This window comes from Microbacterium sp. K41 (genome assembly GCF_004794395.1).
In the GTDB taxonomy this organism is placed as follows: Bacteria; Actinomycetota; Actinomycetes; order Actinomycetales; family Microbacteriaceae; genus Microbacterium; species Microbacterium sufflavum.
In genome coordinates this window covers 1-13,303 of sequence record NZ_SSDO01000342.1, presented here as the reverse complement: position 1 = coordinate 13,303, position 13,303 = coordinate 1, and the positions used below count along the sequence as shown (strand labels likewise).

Annotated in this window: 17 protein-coding genes, 1 tRNA gene and 2 pseudogenes; 2 read left to right on the top strand and 18 right to left on the bottom strand. The window is 67.2% G+C overall.

What is annotated here, in order from left to right; genetic code table 11:
* The 3 genes and pseudogenes from DW309_RS10400 to DW309_RS10390 all read right to left on the bottom strand — a co-directional run.
* Positions 1-411: pseudogene (locus tag DW309_RS10400) on the bottom strand (hypothetical protein); the annotation flags it as partial.
* A 2-nt stretch (positions 412-413) separates the two neighbouring features.
* Positions 414-779: a hypothetical protein gene (locus tag DW309_RS10395; protein ID WP_136045336.1), complete on the bottom strand. Its 366-nt coding sequence runs from the start codon at positions 777-779 to the stop codon at positions 414-416.
* 30 nt (positions 780-809) lie between these two features.
* Positions 810-1,568: a M23 family metallopeptidase gene (locus DW309_RS10390; protein ID WP_168387242.1), complete on the bottom strand. Its 759-nt coding sequence runs from the start codon at positions 1,566-1,568 to the stop codon at positions 810-812.
* 66 nt (positions 1,569-1,634) lie between these two features.
* On the opposite strand from DW309_RS10390, the gene DW309_RS10385 reads away from it, so the two are divergent.
* Positions 1,635-1,814, top strand: coding sequence for a helix-turn-helix domain-containing protein (locus DW309_RS10385; protein WP_136045334.1), 180 nt, complete (start codon positions 1,635-1,637; stop codon positions 1,812-1,814).
* The gene (locus DW309_RS10380; RefSeq protein ID WP_136045333.1) at positions 1,811-2,248 is read left to right on the top strand and encodes a DUF732 domain-containing protein; all 438 of its coding nucleotides are present in this window, start codon (positions 1,811-1,813) and stop codon (positions 2,246-2,248) included. Before DW309_RS10385 ends, DW309_RS10380 begins: the two co-directional genes overlap by 4 nt.
* On the opposite strand, the gene DW309_RS10375 is transcribed toward DW309_RS10380, so the two are convergent.
* The 15 genes and pseudogenes from DW309_RS10375 to DW309_RS19550 all read right to left on the bottom strand — a co-directional run.
* Positions 2,245-2,835 (bottom strand): hypothetical protein, encoded by a 591-nt coding sequence (locus DW309_RS10375; RefSeq protein WP_136045332.1) that lies wholly within the window; start codon positions 2,833-2,835, stop codon positions 2,245-2,247. The two genes, DW309_RS10380 and DW309_RS10375, sit on opposite strands and share 4 nt — an antisense overlap.
* 86 nt (positions 2,836-2,921) lie before the next feature.
* Positions 2,922-3,995, bottom strand: coding sequence for a hypothetical protein (locus DW309_RS10370; protein WP_136045331.1), 1,074 nt, complete (start codon positions 3,993-3,995; stop codon positions 2,922-2,924).
* 8 nt (positions 3,996-4,003) lie between these two features.
* A complete protein-coding gene (locus DW309_RS10365) occupies positions 4,004-4,747 on the bottom strand; it encodes a phage tail family protein (protein WP_136045330.1) in 744 nt (247 codons plus the stop codon).
* Entirely contained in the window at positions 4,747-7,719 is a 2,973-nt protein-coding gene (locus DW309_RS10360) for a phage tail tape measure protein (RefSeq protein ID WP_136045329.1), read from the bottom strand. Before DW309_RS10360 ends, DW309_RS10365 begins: the two co-directional genes overlap by 1 nt.
* A gap of 198 nt (positions 7,720-7,917) precedes the next feature.
* Positions 7,918-8,472 carry a hypothetical protein gene (locus DW309_RS10355; RefSeq protein ID WP_136045328.1) on the bottom strand — a complete coding sequence of 185 codons (555 nt, stop codon included), beginning with the start codon at positions 8,470-8,472 and terminating at the stop codon, positions 7,918-7,920.
* Between the two features lie 22 nt (positions 8,473-8,494).
* The gene (locus DW309_RS10350; RefSeq protein WP_136045327.1) at positions 8,495-9,244 is read right to left on the bottom strand and encodes a phage tail tube protein; all 750 of its coding nucleotides are present in this window, start codon (positions 9,242-9,244) and stop codon (positions 8,495-8,497) included.
* A 47-nt stretch (positions 9,245-9,291) separates the two neighbouring features.
* Positions 9,292-9,705 carry a hypothetical protein gene (locus DW309_RS10345; RefSeq protein ID WP_136045326.1) on the bottom strand — a complete coding sequence of 138 codons (414 nt, stop codon included), beginning with the start codon at positions 9,703-9,705 and terminating at the stop codon, positions 9,292-9,294.
* On the bottom strand, positions 9,698-10,063 hold the full coding sequence (locus DW309_RS10340; protein ID WP_136045325.1) for a hypothetical protein: 366 nt from the start codon (positions 10,061-10,063) through the stop codon (positions 9,698-9,700). The genes DW309_RS10345 and DW309_RS10340 overlap by 8 nt, the downstream gene beginning before the upstream one ends.
* 9 nt (positions 10,064-10,072) lie before the next feature.
* Positions 10,073-10,417, bottom strand: coding sequence for a hypothetical protein (locus DW309_RS10335; protein WP_136045324.1), 345 nt, complete (start codon positions 10,415-10,417; stop codon positions 10,073-10,075).
* Positions 10,418-10,427: 10 nt separating this feature from the next.
* Positions 10,428-10,847, bottom strand: coding sequence for a hypothetical protein (locus DW309_RS10330; RefSeq protein WP_136045323.1), 420 nt, complete (start codon positions 10,845-10,847; stop codon positions 10,428-10,430).
* Position 10,848: 1 nt separating this feature from the next.
* Positions 10,849-11,214 carry a hypothetical protein gene (locus tag DW309_RS10325; protein ID WP_136045322.1) on the bottom strand — a complete coding sequence of 122 codons (366 nt, stop codon included), beginning with the start codon at positions 11,212-11,214 and terminating at the stop codon, positions 10,849-10,851.
* A 27-nt stretch (positions 11,215-11,241) separates the two neighbouring features.
* Positions 11,242-11,318 (bottom strand) — tRNA-Met (locus tag DW309_RS10320).
* Between the two features lie 54 nt (positions 11,319-11,372).
* Positions 11,373-11,780 carry a hypothetical protein gene (locus DW309_RS10315; protein WP_136045321.1) on the bottom strand — a complete coding sequence of 136 codons (408 nt, stop codon included), beginning with the start codon at positions 11,778-11,780 and terminating at the stop codon, positions 11,373-11,375.
* A gap of 5 nt (positions 11,781-11,785) precedes the next feature.
* Positions 11,786-12,790 (bottom strand): major capsid protein, encoded by a 1,005-nt coding sequence (locus DW309_RS10310; protein WP_136045320.1) that lies wholly within the window; start codon positions 12,788-12,790, stop codon positions 11,786-11,788.
* A 22-nt stretch (positions 12,791-12,812) separates the two neighbouring features.
* Positions 12,813-13,303 (bottom strand): annotated as a pseudogene (locus tag DW309_RS19550) (hypothetical protein); the annotation flags it as partial.

The window sequence follows — 13,303 nt, the reverse complement described above, 5'->3', positions numbered from 1 at the left end:
GGGTCCGGCGGGGCCCGTGTCGCCCTTGGGGCCGGTGGCTCCCGGTGTGCCCTGCGGTCCGGGGTCGCCGGTGTCACCCTCCGCGCCGGGTGCACCGGGGAGACCTGCCGCGCCGGGCTGGCCGTCATCGCCTGCAGGGCCAGACGGTCCGCGTGGACCGGGATCACCGGCGGGTCCGGGGACGACCTCGGCGGGCGCTTCTCCCTCCGGCTCGACGCCCTCGGCGAGCAACTGCTCGTACAGGCTCTGCGCGTTGGCCTGCGACGCCTGCAGGTCGGCGTACATGTCCTGGTTCTCGGCGCGCAGCTGCGCGTTGTTCAGGGAGACCAGGACAATCGCGCCGAGCACGAGCACCACAATGAGCGCGCCCATGACCTTGTAGCCGACGGTCCACATCTTCGTCGAGAACATGCTCAACCTCCTGCGATCTGCTGCAGCCCGGCCGTGACGGTCCAGACGACGATGCCGCCGATGAGCGCGAGCACGGCGCTGAAGCCGGCGAGGCCGATGGAAAACATCTGCTGTGCGCGGGTCTTCCGCTGCTCCTCCGCAATGCGGCGAGCTTCCTTCTCGCGCTCGGTGTCGGCCTCTTCGAGGTCGCGAAGGCGCGCATCCTGCCGGTCGTCGCGCTCCTTCTGGTTCGCCTGGACCTGCGCGAGCATCGACGCGGTGACCATGTCACGCGAGAGCCCGTCGAGGCGGCCGTTGATCTCGGCGCGCGTGTCCCGGAGGTCGCTGCGCAGGATATTGAACAGGGACGGTGGGAGCTCCTCACCCATGCGCACCTCCCCCGGCTACGCGAGCGAGCATCAGCTGTCGACGTCGGCGGTGAGCACGAGGCCGCGCAACGCCTCCTTCGAGGCTCGCGTCGCGACGTCCTCGAGCGCTTTCATGTCGATCGTGCCGCCGCTCTTCAGCTGCGCCACGGCCGCGGCGAGGGCGGCGATCTGGCCGGTCTGAGTCATGACGAGCTGCTGCGTGTAGATGGAGATGTCGAGGAGACCATAGAAGGCCTCCCGATTCCCATCCGGGCTGGCCCAGTTCATCTTCCGGACCTTGAGGTTCTCCGGGCCGAACAGGGCGGCGTACGCCGCATCGAGACGCTGGCGGTCCTGGTCAGTGAACATGTCGTCCTCCTCGGGACTCGGGTCGATCGTGCTGCCGCCGGCGGGGGTGCCGGTGACGCGTGCTGCGGTGTAGGCCATCGGGTCGACGGACTTGCCGTTGATGCGGATCTCGAAGTGGTCGCAGTTGCCGGACGCGTTGCCGGTGCGGCCCATGCGTCCGAGCGGGTCGCCAGGGTCGACGCGGTCGCCTCGCCTCACGACGAAGCTGGCAAGGTGCATGTGAACCTCTGTGACCCCGCCGCCGTGGTCGATCAGTACGGTGTTCCCGGCGGCGTTGTTCATCCACCCGGCGAAGGTCACCTTGCCGGCGCCCGCCGCGCGGACGGTGCTGTAGCCGATCAGGTCGGTTCCGTAGTGAAAGCTGAACGCGCCCACGTTCGGGCGAGGACCGAACGTGCTCGATACGCGAGGACGTTCGGTGGTGCCGTCGGGCCAGAGCATGTCGAGCCTCCTCCTGTTGTGAGCCGGACCTTGCCGACCGGATGTAAACTCAGTTACCATCGTGGGATGGACGCGCTGACGGAACTACGCCACCTCGGAGATGCATGGGAGAATCGCCCAGCGCTCATCGAACGGGCGCGACAGGAGAAAGCCACGTGGGCCGCCATCGCGGACGCGCTGCACATGACGCGCCAAGGCGTCGTCAAGCTCCACGCCACACTCGCTTCGAAGGAGAACCCGTCATGAACGCTCGCCTCGGCACCGCAGCACTCGCCCTCGCAGCGCTGCTCGTCCTCGCCGGGTGCAGCGAGTCTGTCGGCAACGCGACCTCCGACACCCTCCGAACGGCGAGCGAGACCGCAGCGCCGCTCGCCGCTGAAAGCCCCACGGCGGCGCCGCTCGATGCTGAGGACGGCACGGAGGGCGCAGACGCCGAGGCGCAGTTTGTGACGTATGTCCGGGAACACCTCCGCCCCGACAACGTGATCCCTAATGCAACGGACGCGGATCTCATCGCGGCGGGCCATGAGGGCTGCAACCAGATCGAGGCGCGGGTTCCAGCTGATGATCTGACGGTGATCGAAGGCGAGGAACGCGACGGGGGCGGATACTACCGGGATTCCAGCATCGTCATTACGGGGGCGCGAATGTTCCTATGCCCCGAGTTCATCGACGGCTAGGACGTGATCCGGAAGAGATTGCCGGACGAATCTGCGTGAACCACTCCAGCCGGAAGGCCGCCGACGGAGGCAGAGGTCTTCGAGGGAAGGTTCACCATTCGGAAACCTGAGCTGTTCACCTCAAGCCATCGCGCTCCCGGTCCGTTGATCTTCGCCATCCCGCCGTCGAGCTCGATGAACGCACCGAGCCCCGAGTACAGCGACAGCTTGGAGCCGGAGGCGTAGACCTCCGGGCCGCCTGCGAACTTGATCGACCCGCCGTTCGTCGTCGGGTCGATCAACATGTTTCCGGCGAGGATCTTCCCACCAGGCAGGACGACGATATCGCCGACGATTGACATGGTCCCTGCCCAGGCGGTGTTGCCCGTCGCGTTGATCGTGCCCGTGAACACGGTCGGCCCCTCGAAGGTCGATGGTCCGGTCTGCTTGAGAGTTCCGGTCCAGTCGAAATCGCCCGCACCGGTCAGATCCCCGTCGATGAGGATGAACCCTGAGTCGCGGATCTCGACGCCACCGCCGTCTTCGATGAGGATGCGCCCGCCCGCGTAGAACCGGAGAACGGCGCGACCGATCGCGGAGTTCTGCAACGTGGCCTTCGAGATGGATCGGATCGCCCGCCAGATGCGCTGATACTCCTGCCTCTGGCTTCCTTCACCGAGATGGTTGACACCCATCACGCACCTCCCGTCGGTTGCACAGAGATCGTGTCGATGTTGCCCATGCCCGCCTGAACCTTGACGACGCGGCGAGAGTGCCATCCGTCTGCCACGCGGCGGTGCCCGAAGAAGTGGAGCAGCAGGGTGTCACCGATGTTCACCCCGGCGGTGGACAGGATCTCGAGATCCCACTGCACAGTGGCGGAACGGTACGTCACGAGATCCTCGCCGGCCATGATCGACAGCTGGGATGCGGAGGTGACTTCCTTCGACACTGTCACCCGTTCCAGCAGGGGGAGCTCGGATGACATGTCGAGGTTGCTGATGGTCAGCATGTCGACTTCGGAGCCTTCGCCGACGCGGGAGGCGTTGTTGGTCACGCGGGACCCATCGCGACGCTGCTCGAACCTGACGACCTGAGATTGCGGTGCCGTCACTGAGAACTCACGCGTCACCCCCGATGTCCACGCATCGCCTGCGTGGGTGATCCATCCGAACCTTCCGGGCGCCACCCACGTCGGCTCGAAGTAGACGTCGAGACCCTCATCCAGTAGCTTCCCGATCGCCTCGTCCACGTAATTGAGGTGGTAGCCGTAGTACGTGCGGGTCACAATCTCGCCACCGCTGACACCGGGAATTGTGATGGGGAAGTATGCGGCAGGAGTGCCCGTGTAACTATCACGCGCCCAGATAAGGATCTGATTCAGGTGGGTTGCACGGTTCCCGGTGACCGTCTGCGACCACTTCTCAACGTGCGGTTCTGAGTGGTCCACGGCGAAACGCCGTTCGAGGAGGCCCCACACGTCGACGAGCTTGAGCTGCAGGATAGACGAGTCATCCGTGTACAGGGGCTCCGAGGTAATGTATCCGCCGTACTTCACCTCCCCGTCGCGTTCAAGGACGATGATGTGCTTCCACTCCTCGAACAACGAGTCGATCTGCGTGGGCGACATCTTGCCATCCAGGTGGATTGACACGGTCGCCTCGCCGCTGGCCGAGAGCAGCTTCCCGTGCGGGAATGCTTGTGCCTGCACCGACTCGATACGGTCGCCGGTGATACCGCTGCACACGGTCACCTGGAACTCGGTCATGCGGCTCCTCAGAACGTGTCGGTCACTTCGTGAGTGAGGGTCCGTGCGCCGGTGATGGTCGCCGTGACACCCTCGATGCCAGCGGGGATCACCCACGGTTGAAGGACACTGATCGCGCCGACCTGGCGGACGCCGTTGAGGAACAGGCCGCCCTCGGCGAAGCTGATGACGTGCGCCGCGTTCGGCGGCGACGGCACGGTGACCACGCGCCCGCCAGGGCCGGTCACCGTGTAGCCGCCCGAGCCTGCACCTACCAGGAGGCGGGGGACAGCGTCTGAGGTGCCGAAGTGCACGGCGGGAGTGCCGGCAGGGTACGGGCGGACCTGTCCATACTTGCGCGGGTCCTCCGCCACGACCTCAAGCGACCACTGCCCTTCCGGCGCGAACCCGTGGTTAGCGAACCGGGCGGCCGTGACCTTCCCGGGCGTCCAGAACTCGCCGTACGCGTCCTCGACGATCAGCTGCCCGCTCGCCTTCGCGAGCCCACGGAACCAGGCGGACGAGTGCTCGAGCTTCGTGTGATTCGCTGCGACCATGAACCCGGACATGCGGACGGTGCGCTCGTCGAACGTCACCGGGGTTGGGAAGGTGCCGTCAGCGGTGGGGCGCTTGATCCGTTCCCGGACGACCTCCGGGGACTCGGTCCATCCTGCCAGGTCGACAAGGTGGAAACCGAGCCCCCGGAAACGGTCACCAAACGCCTCGAAGTCCGTCTCCCCGGTCTTGAAGCGAACGATCGCGCCTGCCTCCATTACGCCGCTCCTCGCATCGTGTCAGTTGCGTGTTGCTGGGCCTGACGGACCTGGACGTCGATGTATTTGAGCAGGTCGATGTCACCCTTGGGGGAGAGGATGACCTCGACGCGAGGGACCGGGACCGTGGCCGTGATGGCGCCGTTGGCGGAGCGGCGGGCGCCAGCGGGCACGTACTCCCCGCCGAGGATCCGCGCCGTTTCGTGCATGATGCGGTCGGAGCGTGCGCGCTTAGACGGGTGGTGCGGGATGTACGACTCCCCGCCGGTTTCGTCCTCAGCCCACACGCGGACATCGCCCGCTTTCGCGATCTGCGCGACGTGGTGCTCGACGCCGCCGCTCGCGAAGTACTTCACGACGTTGCCGTCCGCGTTCGTGAAGCCGTTGCCGTTGGCGGAGAGCCAGTCAGAGAACGAGTCGTTCATCGACTGCACCTGCGGGTTGACCCAGATGCCGATCGTCTTCCCGTTGTTGAGGTTGACGAAGTTGTCGATCGTGACCTGCGCGGCCTGAGTCTCCGCGATGACCTTCCACTCGGTCTCCGAGGGGATATCCATGATCTGGTCAGCGAGATCCTGCGCCGCCTGGCCCGAGAGACCGAGGTCCTCGATGCGGGTCAGCAGCTCGGCCCGTGACGCCTCAAGGTTCGCACGATATGACTCCGTGTTGCCGTCGAGAGCGAACTGTGCCTCGGCGGCGTCCCACGCGTCCTTCGCGAGATCGACGAGCATCCCCATGTTGTCGCGGCCGGACTGTGTCCCCTGGTCGAGACCGATCGCGTATCCTTCCACGCCGGCACGGGCATTCGCGATGGCCTCATCGACGTCGGCGAGGGTGTTCCGGTAGTCGATGTTCGCGGTGATCGCGTCCTGTCCGACCCCGTTCGCCTCGTTGAGGAGATCGATCAGCTTGTCGAGGTCCTGGCGCAGCTGGTCGGCTCCTCCCGCCGCCTCGATGTAGCCCTCGGCGGCAGACTTCGACTCCTCGGCGGATTCGTCCAGCAGCATGTTCAGAAGGGCAGTGCCGTCGGCGGTTTCTCCATCCGCGTGCGCGACCTTGAGGAGCTCGTTGCGGAGCTCTGGCATTCGATCCAGGAGCTCGCCAGCCTGCTCGTCGGTAAGGTCGAACTCGTCGACCAGCTGCCGGAAACCGGCGGCGGCGGTCAGGAGATCTGTCGCGACGAGTGCCCCGAGCGCTTCCCCGTAGCGGTCGAGAGCCTCGAACGCATTGTCAGAGGCAGTCGAGGACTTCATCAGTCCGATGAACCAGTTGTCGGACGCCTCGGCGCCCTGGTCCAGCAGCGCCGGGAGGTCGCGGAGCATGTCCATCGTGCCGGCGTCCACCTGGGGGAAGAACTTGTTCTTCTGGATCGCGCCGCCGAGCTTGTCGGCGGCGTCCGCGGTACCGAGGATCTGGTTCGTGACCTCTTCCTGCGCAGGGATGCCCTCTTCCATCACGCGGTTGTAGGTCATCATCAGTGCGGTCGCAGCGACCAGCGCGATGCCCCACGGGCCACCGAGGAACGACGCGGTGCGCCCCAGCGTGGACCGCACCCGCGCCCCGGTGACGCCGAGGTCCGACATCGCCACACGGAACGCGACCACCTTCGGAACGGCGATGAGCGCCGTCCCGCCGATGAGCGCAACAACGCCCACGAGGAGCCCGCCGACTGCGATCGCTTCCTGCAGCGGCGCGGGCAGTGATGCAACACCGTCTGCGACGTCGCCGACACCGTTGGCGACCTCGGCGAGCACAGGCAGGAACACGGACCCGAGGTCGATCGCGGCGTCGTTCACACGGTTCCGCATGATCCCGAGCTTCGATTCGACGGTGTCGTATCGCTTCGCTGCTTCGTCGACGAGAGCGGTGTTCTCGTCCCATGCCGTGTTCTGCAGGTCCAGGGAGTCGGTGAGCAGGTCGCCGGCGGACTTGAGCTGCAGCAGCACCCGCTGCTCCTCTGTGGAGCGGAATCCGAGGTCCGTGAGCGTCTGCACGACATTCCCGCCCGACTGCTCGACACCGTTCAGGCCGGTCGCGAACGCGCCCATCGCCCGGATCGGGTCCTTCTCGAACGCTGCCGCGAAGTCCTGCGCGGACATGCCGGCGACGGAAGCGAATGCCTCGAGACGGTCTCCTCCCGTCTCGACGGCGGAGTAGATGTCCTGCAGGATGCGGGACGCGACTCCACCACCGAGCTCGGCGGTGACGCCCATCGACGCGAGCGCGTTCGACAGGGCGAGGACTTCACCCTCGGTCGCGCCGACGAGCTTGCCGGAGCCGGCAATCCGCTGTGCCGTGGACACGATGTCGGCCTCGGTGGAGGCTCCATCGTTGCCGAGCGCGACGACGGTCGCACCGAGTCGACTGACGTCGTCGCCCGCCGTGCCCATGATGTTCATGAACTGTGCGAGGGATGTCGCAGCCTGGTCGGAGGTGAGGTTCGTCGTCTCGCCGAGGTCGATCATCGTGCGGGTGAAGCCAACGATGTCCTTCGTGCTGACGCCCAGCTGCCCGGCCGCTTCCGCAACGGCGGCGATCTCGTCATGCGAGGCAGGGAGCACATCGGTGAGTCCGCGGAGGCCGTCCTGGACGGCGTCGAGCTCTTCGGGGGTGCCCTCGACCGTCTTCGTGACGCCCGCCCACGCGGATTCCCATTGCGCGGCCGCACGGACGGTGAGCGCTGTCGTCGCGACGATCGCCGCACCGGCGGTGACGAGCACCTTCCCGACGTGGTCCTGCGCGTCAGCGAGCTTCCGCGCCTGCTCCTCGGCGCCCTGCTGCGCCTTCTTCTGCCGGCGCGTGGCCTCGGTGGTCTTGTCCTGCTTCTTGCCGAGCTCCTCGGTCTTGTCGGCGGCCGTCTTGGTCGACTGGCCCATCTTTGAGACTGTGCGCTCAGCCTGCGTCATCCCCTGGTCGAAGACCTGGAGTCCTGCCGCCCTGATGCTGAAGACGATCGCTCCGGCGTCGTACATCGGCGATCACCGTCCTTCGCAGCCAGCAGGCGTCGATGTCCATGAGCCGGGTCACGGCGGAGCGGACGAAGTGCCATGTCCTCGTGTCGAGAGCGCGGTCAAGGTCGGTGATCAGGTGATGCTGGGCGAGGTCGAGTTCCACCTCGCCATACAGCTGAGGGAGCGCGCGGGACCAGATGTCTCGGGCAGTCGCGCCGGTCAGCTGCCGCTCTGCTTCGGCTGCCTGTCGCGCGGCTGCTTCCCGGGCTTCACGCCACCCTGGGGGGAAGACGTACTCGGGGTACCGGCCTGTAGCTGGGTCAGGCTTTCCAATGCCGAACTGGGCGATGTCCGCGAGGGTGAGATCCCCAAACGCACGGTCAGCGCCCACAGGGCTTTTACCCCGCCGGCGACGCCTTCACCGCCCTCGATGAACGCGTTCACGCCGGCGAGGCCGAGGACGGTCTGCCAGAGGAACGCAGGCATGAGGATCGACTCGGCCTCTGCGGTGCGGAGCTCGTCCTGGATGCGGTTGTAGTTGTGCTGCTCGGCCTCGGGGCGGGGGATGAACCGGTCGCCGTCCTTCACGCCCCCGTCGAGAGCGATGCGGAACGCGTCCTCCATCTCCTCGGTAGCAACGGCGCCGACAGCGGACTTGAGGTAGGTGGAGGTGATCTGCTCCCCGATCCTGCCGGGGAGGGGTCGCACGATGAACGGTGCGACGCCCTCCACGGTCAGGTGCAGGTCGCGACCGACCTCAGTTGCGGTGACCATCAGGAACCCTGCTTCCTTCCGGTCAGGCCGCGGCGTACGGCAGCGCGGCCGAGGCGCCCGTGTCGTTCGTGATGACGATCGGCGCGGACCCCGCGACGGCGGCCGGGATGACCAGCACCACGGCGTAGTCGTCCACGATGCGGAGATCCTCGACGGCGATACCGTCGATCGTCGCGGAGACCGTCGTCGACAGACCGTAGCCGCGAACGACGATCAGGTCACCAGGCGCCTGGCCGGCGGGTGACGCCGACTCGAGGACGGCAGTGCCGTCCGAGGCGATCGGCGACTCGATGCGATCCACGACACCGTCGTTCGTGAGGGTGAATGTCCACCCGCCCTTGTCGGTGTAACCGGTGTTGAGGTCGGCGACAGCGACGGAGAACTTGCCCTCGAAGGCGGGCAGGCGGGGGTCGAGCGCGTCGAACCACTGGAACTCGCGCTTGTTGTCCTCGCCCTCCGAGTAGGCGGCGTTGAGGAGGTCGACGAGCCACGACTGCGCCGGGACGAGCTGCTTTGTCGCCGGGTCGCGGACGCCCTCGACGGAGAACGACGGGGCGAAGTTGTAGCCGATGATGTCCTGGGACTGGCGGCCTTTCGTGCCGTACACCTCACGGTTCACGGTGATCGGGGTCGGGTTGCCGGCGAGGTTGTTGATGTCGCCGGTGATGTTCATGAAGACCCCGGCCTGCTTGACGCGGAGGATCTTCTGGTGAGCGAGCGCGAGGGAACCCGCCGAGGGCGCCGTCGTCTCGTAGAGGGTGTGATCGACCATGGGCCGTTCTCCTTCGGTGGGTGAGAGTGCCGGCGGTTCCGGCGGTTCTACGGGCGGCGCCCGCGGAAGTAGTAGGTCGCGACCGCTGCGGAGCGGCCCTGCGAGTCCGGTTCGTGGTCGTCGCCGGAGAACTCGAACGCCCACGAGATGCCGAGCACGGCGGGCGTGTACTCCTTCTGGTCGAGCACGGCGCGCAGGTCCGCGGCCCAGTTCCGGGCGATGAGGACCGAGCCCTTGCGTCGCGTGTACACCTGCGTCCGGTAGGTCATGTCGGCACGGCCCTCGGGGAGCGGGCGGAGCGGTGTCAGAAGAGTGAACTCGTCGACCGTGGTGGGCATGACGCCGTCCGTGCGGATGCCCCGCTCAGGGAGCGTCCCGGTCGGCTGGTAGACGGCGAGCCCGCGGTCGTGGAGCAGCTGCGCGAGCGCGCGGTTCAGGACGATCTCAGGAGCGTCAGCCACGGCGCACCTCCGTGCGGATGATGTCGCCAAGCTCGCCCTTGTTCTCGAGCATCGCTGTCTCCACCCACTTGCCCTGCGCGTTCGGGTTCGAATCGGTCGAGAAGTTGTACTCCGGGTGCTCGTGCAGCCGGGCGGCATACGGGGTGTCGACGACCACCTGAGCGCCCTGCTCGGGATCGGTGGCACGGTCGACGGTGTGCGCGCCCGCGAGGGTGCCCTGGTCCCAGGGGGACAGGTCCACGGACAGAGCAACACCGCGCTCAGCGGCCTTGTTCTCGCCCTGCACCAGGCGGTGACGGATTTCGTCCGTGACCGCCCCGAAGTTGTTCGTCATGGAGACGCTCGCGCGAACCGGCATGGTGGCCTCCTACTCGAGGTACAGTTCGACGTGCGACGGGGTGCCGCGGTACTCGAAGTACGCGGAGTCGATAACTGCGGACGTGCGCTCCCGTGGGGTGCCCTTCCATGCGGTGACCAGCGACCGGGGCAGAGTGTCATCGTCGAGGAGCAGGACGACGAACGCGGTCGACGTGATCTCCTGCCCGATCGTCGGCGAAGTCGCCCGCCGATCAACGACGAGCCGAGTCTTCTGTTCGACGTAGGCGGGGCGTTCCGCGCGGGGAGTGCCCCAGATATCGCCCTCGGCCCCGTCGCCCTCGTGAGGGGTGATGTCGACGCGGTGTGGGAGGTGCTTCGCGCGGAGGCGGACCATGATGCCCCTCCTAGGTGTGTGCGACTGTGGTGCCGACGAGGCCGGCGTTCGTGAGGATGTCGAGCGCCTTCGAGCCGATGCGGCGCTGCAGCCGCTCCACCGGTGTCAGGCCGTCCTGGTTCGAAGAGGTCGTGCCGAGCGACACGGAGCCGATCTTGACCGCGCCAGCGGATGCTTCCGCGCCGGTCGGATCATTGGTGATGCTCCAGTACTCAGCGATCGCGCACGTAGCCTCGGTGAACGCTTCCGCGGTGTCCGTGTCTGTCGCGTACCCGTCCGGGTCGACGTCGTAGAGGGCGCGGCGCGTGAGGCGCTCGACCTCGACGGACGCGGACCGGAGGCGCTTTAGCAGAGTCTCGGATGTGCCGTCCCAGTCGTCTTCGGCGTACTTCGCGTAGTCGGCCTCGGTGGCATAGGTGCGCATTGCCATGTCAGCCCTCGGTGGTCGTGGCGGCGCCATCGCCGTTGTCGACGCCGCCGGGGGTCGGCTCGGCACGAAGCGCGACGACTAGGTCGACGAGCTCGGCGTGCGTGGTCTTCGCTGGTGCCTCGACGTTGTCGGGGAGCAGGTCGCGCAGCTGCTCGCGGGTGAGCTTCGTGAGGTCGATGATCGGCTCGCCGACGGCCGCCTGGAACGGTTCCGCGACCTCGGGGTCGGCTTCGATCGTGTACCCGTGCAGGCGCAGTGCGAGTTCCCGTTCCGGGTGCAGCGCCTCGACGATCGCGACGCCGTCGCGGAACTCGAGGCCGAGGTCACGCTGACGGCCCAGCTGGGGGCGGGGATGGGTGATACGCATGGTGGCCTCCTCAGCCTTTGGTGAGAGTGGAGCCCGGAGTGGGAGTCGAACCCACGGCCTGCCGCTTATGAGGCGACTGCTCTGGCCTTCTGAGCTACCCGGGCGGGTGGTGCTCCCGGTGCGGCGGGCGGATACACGCCGCACCGGGAGTCGTGAGGTCACTTGACCGGCAGGTCTGCCTGATCCTTCACCTCGGTGTCCTTCGGGTCGGTGCTGTCGGTGACGAGCGCCTTCCCTTCGGGGGCGGTGACACCCTTGTAGGGAGTGCCACCGGGCTTGATCGCGCCCCAGATCTGCTCGACGGTCTTCGCATCGCCGATGTCGATCTTCTTGTCCGCGGCGTAGGCGAGGAGTTCCGCCTTCTTCCACTTGTCGGACGGGTCGCCGAGCGGGTAGTCCCGCTTCACGTCCTCGTCCACGACGCCGCCGACCTTGTAGCCCTGGCGGTCGAAGTAGGCGAGGGCCGCCTCGTCGTCCGTGGAGCCCTTGCCGTCGACGAAGTGCACGCCAGCGACGAGGCCGGTGAAGCCCTCGACGGGCGTCTCAACGTTCGTCTTCTTGCCCATGATGATCACCGCACCTTCACGTTGCGCAGCACGGCGGCTGCCTTGGTGGCCTTGAGAGCGACGGCGATCGGGCCGAGCTCGACCTCGCCCTTCTTGACGGCGCCGGCCGACGTGAAGTCGGGGAGCCAGGTCTGCACGAGCTGGCCGCCGACGATGGACACGCCGTGGAAGCCGTCGAGGCCGACACGGTACGCGTACAGGTCGGTCAGGCCGGTCTGTGCGGAGCCACCGACGGTTGCCGAGCGGATCGGGATGATGGGGTTGTTCGTGCCGGGCTTGTTGCCCGGGTCGGCGAACAGCACGCCACCGTACGTCTCACGCTCGATCGGACGGCCGTTGACTCCGAGGAGACCCTCGACGGGGTCCTTGGTGTACTGGCCGGCGCGGCGGGCCGCGGCGCGTACGCGGGCGAGCGCGGACGCGTTGCCGAGGATGATCGTCGGCGTCCCGTCGAGAGCGGCGAGGAACTCGTCGATCTTGTCGAGCGCGCGGTGCTCGGCACGCGGGTTGGTGTCGAAGTCCGACCAGTCGGTGACCTCGCCGACGCCGAGCTCGGTGCTCGAGCCGGTGAGGGCCTTGTCGAGACCGTCGAAGCCGTTCGCGTCCGTGGCGACGTCACCGTTGATGACGGCGTCCTGGAACTTGGTGCGGGTGGCCTTGATTGTCTGCTGCAGGTTCAGCGACACGGCACCGGACGCGGCGGGGCCGATCTTCGCGATGACGCGGTCGACCTCGAACGAGCCACCGAGGGGCGCGAGGTTCACGGCGACCGGGGTCGTGGTGACGTGCTCGGGCGTGTACTCGGTGTTCAGCGCACGGAAACCGGCGCTGCGCTGTGTGGCCAGGCGACGGTAGCCGTACGTGAGGGTCGCGCCGCCGCCGGCGGGATTCACGACGTCGTCGAAGATCAGCGAGTCGATGACCGTGGATTCCTTGCGGAACTCGTCGATCACCGCCACGTCGACATCGTCGGTCGCGTTCTTCTTCGCTTCTGCGATGGATACGGGCATGGTTCATCTCCCTTCCGGGGAGCTAGCCTCCGAGGCGCGCCGCGACGGCGCCCTCGAGGGTGGGATTGATGGTGGGTGCAGCGCCGCCCTGGTGCCCGCCACCGCTTGTGCCGGGGAGGATCGGTCCTGCTTTGAACGCCGAGTTCCTCTCGAGCGCGTCGGTGATCGCCTTGTCGACGGCCGCGGCATCCGCGAGGTCGATAGCGGCGAAAGCAGTGGTGAACTCCTTCGAGTCCAGGAGTGCGGCGGCCTTCGCTCCGAGTTCCTGCGAGCGGAGGATGACGGTGTTCTCGCGCCGGAGCTGATCACGCTCGGCGGCGAGCGTGGTGTTCTCCTGCTCGCGTTCCGTCACGAGCTTCTCCGCGGCCTCTCGCGCCTCGCGATGCGTCTTCGCCTCGCCGCGGAGTTCGCGGACGTAGTCGTCCGGGTTGCCCTGGTAGTTGATCGGCGCGGCAGGGGCAGGCGTGGGAGCCGCCGCAGCGGGCGCCGGGGCGGCCGGGGCCGGCGCTGCAG

Coding starts and splice junctions, on each gene's coding strand:
- DW309_RS10395 (WP_136045336.1), bottom strand. CDS start 779: ATGGGTGAGGAGCTCCCACCGTCCCTGTTCAATATCCTGCGCAGCGAC.
- DW309_RS10390 (WP_168387242.1), bottom strand. CDS start 1,568: ATGCTCTGGCCCGACGGCACCACCGAACGTCCTCGCGTATCGAGCACG.
- DW309_RS10385 (WP_136045334.1), top strand. CDS start 1,635: ATGGACGCGCTGACGGAACTACGCCACCTCGGAGATGCATGGGAGAAT.
- DW309_RS10380 (WP_136045333.1), top strand. CDS start 1,811: ATGAACGCTCGCCTCGGCACCGCAGCACTCGCCCTCGCAGCGCTGCTC.
- DW309_RS10370 (WP_136045331.1), bottom strand. CDS start 3,995: ATGACCGAGTTCCAGGTGACCGTGTGCAGCGGTATCACCGGCGACCGT.
- DW309_RS10365 (WP_136045330.1), bottom strand. CDS start 4,747: ATGGAGGCAGGCGCGATCGTTCGCTTCAAGACCGGGGAGACGGACTTC.
- DW309_RS10360 (WP_136045329.1), bottom strand. CDS start 7,719: ATGTACGACGCCGGAGCGATCGTCTTCAGCATCAGGGCGGCAGGACTC.
- DW309_RS10355 (WP_136045328.1), bottom strand. CDS start 8,472: ATGGTCACCGCAACTGAGGTCGGTCGCGACCTGCACCTGACCGTGGAG.
- DW309_RS10350 (WP_136045327.1), bottom strand. CDS start 9,244: ATGGTCGATCACACCCTCTACGAGACGACGGCGCCCTCGGCGGGTTCC.
- DW309_RS10340 (WP_136045325.1), bottom strand. CDS start 10,063: ATGCCGGTTCGCGCGAGCGTCTCCATGACGAACAACTTCGGGGCGGTC.
- DW309_RS10335 (WP_136045324.1), bottom strand. CDS start 10,417: ATGGTCCGCCTCCGCGCGAAGCACCTCCCACACCGCGTCGACATCACC.
- DW309_RS10330 (WP_136045323.1), bottom strand. CDS start 10,847: ATGGCAATGCGCACCTATGCCACCGAGGCCGACTACGCGAAGTACGCC.
- DW309_RS10325 (WP_136045322.1), bottom strand. CDS start 11,214: ATGCGTATCACCCATCCCCGCCCCCAGCTGGGCCGTCAGCGTGACCTC.
- DW309_RS10315 (WP_136045321.1), bottom strand. CDS start 11,780: ATGGGCAAGAAGACGAACGTTGAGACGCCCGTCGAGGGCTTCACCGGC.
- DW309_RS10310 (WP_136045320.1), bottom strand. CDS start 12,790: ATGCCCGTATCCATCGCAGAAGCGAAGAAGAACGCGACCGACGATGTC.